The following is a 367-nucleotide window of genomic DNA, read 5'->3' as shown; positions in this document are numbered from 1 at the left end:
CCGGCGGGAGCACCTGGATGCCCATCTTGCGGCACACGTTGAGGTAGACCGCGGCATTGTCCTGGTCGTCCTTGACCGAGGTGAGCAGCCGGGACATGTACTGGGCCGGGTAGTTGGCCTTTAGGTACCCGGTCCAGTACGAGACCAGCCCGTACCCGGCGGTGTGGCCCTTGTTGAACTCGTCGGCGGACCGGTGGTGGATTCGATGATCCGCACCAGGAAGGGCAAGGTGAAGTACACCTCCTTCCCCGACTGCCTGGACAAGGTGCAGTCGGGGGTCTCCAACAAGCGGACCGTCGAATCCCTCCTCAAGGCGGGGGCGTTCGACTCACTCGTGCACACCCGCAAGGGCCTGACCGCCGAGTTC

The 367-nt window shown here is 64.3% G+C and carries 1 protein-coding gene; it reads left to right on the top strand.

Annotated features, from left to right (window positions below):
• Window positions 1-205: 205 nt before the first annotated feature.
• On the top strand, window positions 206-367 hold a 162-nt coding region (locus UK12_RS38905; RefSeq protein ID WP_231591494.1), incomplete at its 3' end, for a helix-hairpin-helix domain-containing protein.

This window comes from Saccharothrix sp. ST-888 (genome assembly GCF_000955975.1).
Classification (GTDB): domain Bacteria; phylum Actinomycetota; class Actinomycetes; order Streptomycetales; family Streptomycetaceae; genus Kitasatospora.
This window is presented reverse-complemented; position numbering and strand designations above follow the sequence as displayed.